Genomic DNA, 5,127 nt, shown 5'->3' on the forward strand with positions numbered 1-5,127 from the left:
GGGCCGATGATCGGCGAGGAGTCCGGCACGACATCGACGATCCCAGCCCATTGCCGCATCAGCTTGAGCTGGCCGAAGATCGGGAACATCTCCAAAAGGCCGGCGATCACCCCCTCCAGCGTCGGCAGATTGCCGCGCTGCGCGTAGGAGGGGATGCGGTCGAGCCCGCCGCCGATGACGATCTCGCCCTTGTCCGACTGGCTGACATAGACGCCGCAGCCGGGCGACAGCACCACCGTGTCGAGGATCGGCTTGACCGGTTCGGACACGCAGGCCTGCAGCGCATAGGAATTGATCGGCAGGCGGAAGCCGGCCTTGGCCGCCAGCACCGAAGAATGCCCGGCCACCGCCATGCCGATACGCTCGGCACGGATCGCGCCACGCGAGGTCTGGACGCCACGGCAGCGGCCGCCCTCGATGATGAAATCGGTGATCTCGCAGTTCTGGATGATGTCGACGCCGAGTCGGCTTGCGGCCCGCGCATAGCCCCAGGCGACCGCATCATGGCGTGCCGTTCCGGCCCTGCCTTGCCAGATACCGCCGAACACCGGGAAGCGTGCGTCCGGTGAAAAATTGTAGATCGGCGCCACCCGGCGCACATCGTCAGGCGAAAACAGCTCTGCATTGATGCCGTTGATCTGCATGGCGTTGACGGTGCGGGCGCCGATCTCCATCTCGCCGGTCGAGTGGCAGAGATTGACCATGCCGCGTTGCGACAGCATGACGTTGTAGTTGAGCTCTTTCGACAATCCCTCATAGAGCCGGTGCGCCAGCCCGTATAGCTCGACGCTCTCCGGATAATAGTAGTTGGAGCGCACCACGGTGGTGTTGCGGCCGGTGTTGCCGCCGCCGATCCAGCCTTTTTCCAGCACCGCTACCCTGGTGATGTTGTGGTTCTTGGCCAGGTAATAGGCCGTTGCCAGCCCATGGCCGCCGCCACCGATGACGATCGCATCATAGGACAGTTTCGGCTCGGGCGAGCGCCACGCCGGTTGCCAGCCGGTTTGGCCGGCCAGGCCCTCCTTGAACAGCGAAAAGGCGGAATAGCGTGTGGTCATGACGTGCCGGACCGGCCTGATTTTCGGAAAGAAACGTGGATCATCGCATGGTCTTCCGCACCGACGTCACCGGTTCGATCGGTCATGCCCGCATCGCCTTGCCCAGTGGATCGTATGGCGACGAGGCGATGACGCGCGCACCTCTTTCGACGCCGACGATGTGGGTTGTCAACTGCGTATCGATATCAGCCACTTCGCGCTCGACCAGCGCCATGGCGAGGCTCTTGCCGACCGTATGGCCGTAGCCGCCCGAGGTGACGAAGCCAGCAAGCTTGCCTCTATACCAGACCGGCTCGTAACCGCTGGCATCGGCGTCCGCCGCGTCGATTTCGAGCGTCACCAGCGTGCGCCTCGATGAAGCCTTCAGCTCCTTCCGGGCCGCCTCGCGGCCGATGAAATCGCCCTTGTCGAAAGCGATCCAGCGGTCCATCCCGGTCTCATCGGGCGTATAGTCCTGCGTGAACTCGCGCGACCAGATACCAAAGCTCTTTTCGAGCCGCAGCGAATTGACCGCGCTGAAGCCGTATTCGGTGACGCCCAGATACTTGCCTGCCGTCAGCAGAGCGCGGCGCAGGCCCGCGTGCTCATTGGCCTGGCAATGGATCTCGTAGCCGAGTTCGCCGATGACCGAGAGCCGTCCGACCTTGGCCCGCACCAGCCCGACATCCAATGTCTTGCAGGCTAGAAAGCCAAAGGCCTCGTGCGAAACGTCCTGATGTGTGAGGCGCTCAAGCAACATTCGCGCATTGGGACCAGCCAGCGAGAAACCGACGACCGCGTCTGAAATGTCGCGGACGGTGACGCCGTCGCTCATATGCTGCTCGAACCAGCGCATATGCCACTGCCGCAGATAGTAGGATCCCATGATCCACCAGGAGCCATCGCCCCAGTTGAAGACGGTGAGGTCGCCCTTGAGCTTGCCGTTTTCGCCGAGCATAGGCGCGAGCTTGGCGCGACCCGGATTGGGCAGCGCACAGGCAAGCAGCCGGTCGAGCCAAGCTTCCGCCTGCGGCCCGGCGATTTCGTAGCGTGAGAAGGCAGTGATATCGAGCAGACCGACGCCCTCGCGCACCTTGCGGCACTCCTGTGCGACGATGTCGAAGGCGTTGGAGCGCTTCAGCGTCGGTGTCTCGACGAAGCCATGCGGCGCGAAATAGAGCGGCACTTCCATGCCCCATGAATTGCCCCAGCGCGCGCCGGCGGCATCCATCGCGTCATGCGCGCCGGCTGTCTTCAAGGGCCGCCCCGCCGGCAACTGCTCGTTGGGATAGCTCATGACAAAGCGGCGCGAATAGAACTGCCCGGTGGTCTGCCTGATGTATTCGCGGTTGGAGGCGAAATCGCCATAGCGGGCGATGTCCATGCCGTAGACATCGGCTTCCGGCTCGCCATGGATCATCCATTCGGCAAGCGACTTGCCGACCCCGCCGCCTTGCAGGAAACCGGCCATGACGCCGCACGCCACCCAGTAGTTGGGAACCCCGCGCACCGGGCCGACCAGCGGATTGCCGTCCGGCGAGAAGGTGAAGGCGCCGTTCACCCAGCGCTTGATGCCGGCATTCTCCAGGCAGGGGTATCGGCTGAAGCCGAGGGCCAACTCGTCGGCGATGCGGTCGGTGTCTTCCTGGATCAGTTCAATGCCGTAATCCCACGGCGCCCCATCCATGTTCCAGTGCTTGTGGTTGATCTCGTAGATGCCGAGCAGCAGGCCCTTCTGTTCCTGGCGCATGTAGGTGAAGCCTTCGAGATCGACGATCAGCGGCAATTCCTTGTCCAGCGCCTGGATTTCGGGCAGCGCCTCGGTGACGAGATAATGGTGCTCCATCGGCGACACCGGCAGGTCGATGCCGGCCATCCGGCCGACCTGCTTGGCCCACAGCCCGCCGGCATTGACGACGTGTTCGGCAATGACCGTGCCCTTCTCGGTGACTACGTCCCAGCCGCCGTCCGCGCGGCGGTTGAGTGCCAGCACGCGGTTGTGCTCGATGATATCGGCGCCGCGCAGCCTGGCTGCCTTGGCATAGGCGTGCACGACGCCCGAGGGATCGATATGGCCTTCGCGCGCGGCATAGAGTCCACCCAGCATGCCATCGGTGTTGAGAATCGGGCAGCGCTGCTTGATCTCATCGACTCCGACCAGGTGGACATCGTCGATGCCCATGGTCTGGAAGATGCGGTATGACGCTTTCAACCATTCCCAGCGCTCCGGCGCGGAGGCGACCGAGATGCCACCGGTCATGTGCATGCCGATGCTCTGGCCCGATTCTTTCTCGACCTCGGAGAGCAGGTCGATCGTGTAGGCCTGCAGGGCGGCGATGTTGGGATCGGCGTTCAGCGCATGGAACCCGCCGGCCGCATGCCAACTCGACCCTGCGGTCAGCACCTCGCGTTCGATCAGCGCGACGTCGCTCCAGCCGAACTTCGCCAGGTGATAGAGCACCGAGGCTCCAACCACGCCGCCGCCGATGACGATCGCCCGATATTGGGATTTCATCCTGTCGCACTCCACCCAGCCAGTGTGGCGTACCCTATCGGTATTGTACATATGTGTCTAGAGGTTGGCGGACAGCGGAATGAGCGCCCGTGCGCCGCTCTGCGCCGATACGGCAGAGGGCTCCTCTGCTGCTGTCGGCAGCAACCGTGCTTGCTATTGGGCCGATGCACGACGCGAAATCGTCAGGCCGCGGCGGCCGAGCGGCCCGTACTATCGATTGCGCGAAAGCGTCTTCTCGACATAGCGCGAGAAGTCCTCGACATCCTCCGCCGGAGGCTCCTGGCCGGTGAAGCTGCGCAGATAACCGGCGACGTGAGGCAGGCGGCTGCTCATCGGCTCGTTGAGCTCAAGCGAGTAATAGCCGATCTGCATGAAATACAGCACGCGGGCCCGCACGAAGGCATCCTCCTCGTCGTAGCCGTGACGCATGAACATGTCGCGTATGGCGTTGACACGCTCCTCGTCGGCCTCGTCTAAGGCGCGCCTGATGGCGGGCGAGCGACGGGCCCAGGCCCTGATCGCGAAATCCAGCTGGGGGTCGAACAGCCTTTCGTCCACCCAGCATTCGAAAATGCTCATCACCCCGCGTATGACGGTGGCGGAAGGCCGCCTGGCGCGTTCCACGATGAATTTGGTATTCGTCTGCCGCCAGTAGTCCAGCAACTGATCGAGCAGATCCTGCCGGCTCTTGAAATACCAGTAGAAGCTGGAGCGCGACACATCGAGCTTCTGGCCAAGCGTCAGCACGCGGACGCGTTCGACTCCGTCAGAGATCAACGTTTCAAGCGCAAGCTTCAGCCAGTCTTCGCGAGTGGCCTTGATGTTGCCGGTGGCGCCGGCGCGCTGAATCGTCGTTTCGAGAGCTGCCATCGACACGACGCATGACATGCTGCCTCAGGCAAATCAAGGCTATGGACATAAGTGTACAGGATGAATCGGCCCAAGCGGATTGATGCACGATGGAGGTTGGCTGCATCGAGGCTCGATGGGGAATCGTCGTCGCCCGCCATCCGCGCGGCGCAGGCACGGGGATTTTTGTCGCGGCTGGCGGTTCACTGTTTGCTTTCCCGCGAGGCAATTGTCTGGCAAATACCAGTTCAGACAGATGCCCGCGCGGCCAACAAGCAGGAACATACGATATGACGCTGTTTCGAAAGAACCTCATCGATGGCGAGTGGGTCGGCGATGCCGGTTCGCGCAACATCAACCCCTCGGATACCGGCGACGTCGTCGGCGACTATGCCTCGGCGGGTGTCGAACAGGCCCAGCAGGCGATCGCTGCGGCCAAGGCAGCGTTCCCGGCTTGGTCCCGCTCCGGTCCGCTGGCGCGTCACGCGGTGTTGAAAAAGGCCTCCGACGAGATTCTGGCGCGCAAGGACGAGATCGGCCGCAATCTGGCGCGAGAGGAAGGCAAGACGCTGGCCGAAGGCATCGGCGAGACAATTCGCGCCGCCCAGATATTCGACTTCTTTGCCGGCGAAACGTTGCGTTTGACCGGAGAGGTCGTGCCGAGCGTGCGGCCGGGCGTCGGCGTCGAGATGACGCGCGAGGCGGTCGGCGTGGTCGGCATCATCA

The 5,127-nt window shown here is 63.3% G+C and carries 4 protein-coding genes; 1 reads left to right on the forward strand and 3 read right to left on the reverse strand.

The features are described 5' to 3' along the window. The 3 genes from ENZ74_RS20930 to ENZ74_RS20940 form a co-directional block, all read right to left on the reverse strand. Window positions 1-1,058, reverse strand: a 1,058-nt coding sequence (locus ENZ74_RS20930; protein WP_127312965.1) for a sarcosine oxidase subunit beta family protein, incomplete at its 3' end; no start/stop codon positions are given. An 82-nt stretch (window positions 1,059-1,140) separates the two neighbouring features. Further along, a complete protein-coding gene (locus tag ENZ74_RS20935) occupies window positions 1,141-3,552 on the reverse strand; it encodes an FAD-dependent oxidoreductase (protein ID WP_063169866.1) in 2,412 nt (803 codons plus the stop codon). Between the two features lie 210 nt (window positions 3,553-3,762). Beyond that, complete coding sequence (locus tag ENZ74_RS20940; RefSeq protein ID WP_024501867.1) at window positions 3,763-4,422, reverse strand: TetR/AcrR family transcriptional regulator; 660 nt, start codon at window positions 4,420-4,422, stop codon at window positions 3,763-3,765. Window positions 4,423-4,691: 269 nt separating this feature from the next. Between ENZ74_RS20940 and ENZ74_RS20945 the strand changes: the two genes are divergently transcribed. Beyond that, the coding region (locus tag ENZ74_RS20945; RefSeq protein ID WP_127312966.1) for an aldehyde dehydrogenase family protein at window positions 4,692-5,127 on the forward strand (436 nt) is incomplete at its 3' end.

The organism is Mesorhizobium sp. M7A.F.Ca.CA.002.15.2.1 (genome assembly GCF_003998715.1).
GTDB lineage: Bacteria > Pseudomonadota > Alphaproteobacteria > Rhizobiales > Rhizobiaceae > Mesorhizobium > Mesorhizobium ciceri.

Coding starts and splice junctions, on each gene's coding strand:
- ENZ74_RS20935 (WP_063169866.1), bottom strand. CDS start 3,552: ATGAAATCCCAATATCGGGCGATCGTCATCGGCGGCGGCGTGGTTGGA.
- ENZ74_RS20940 (WP_024501867.1), bottom strand. CDS start 4,422: ATGGCAGCTCTCGAAACGACGATTCAGCGCGCCGGCGCCACCGGCAAC.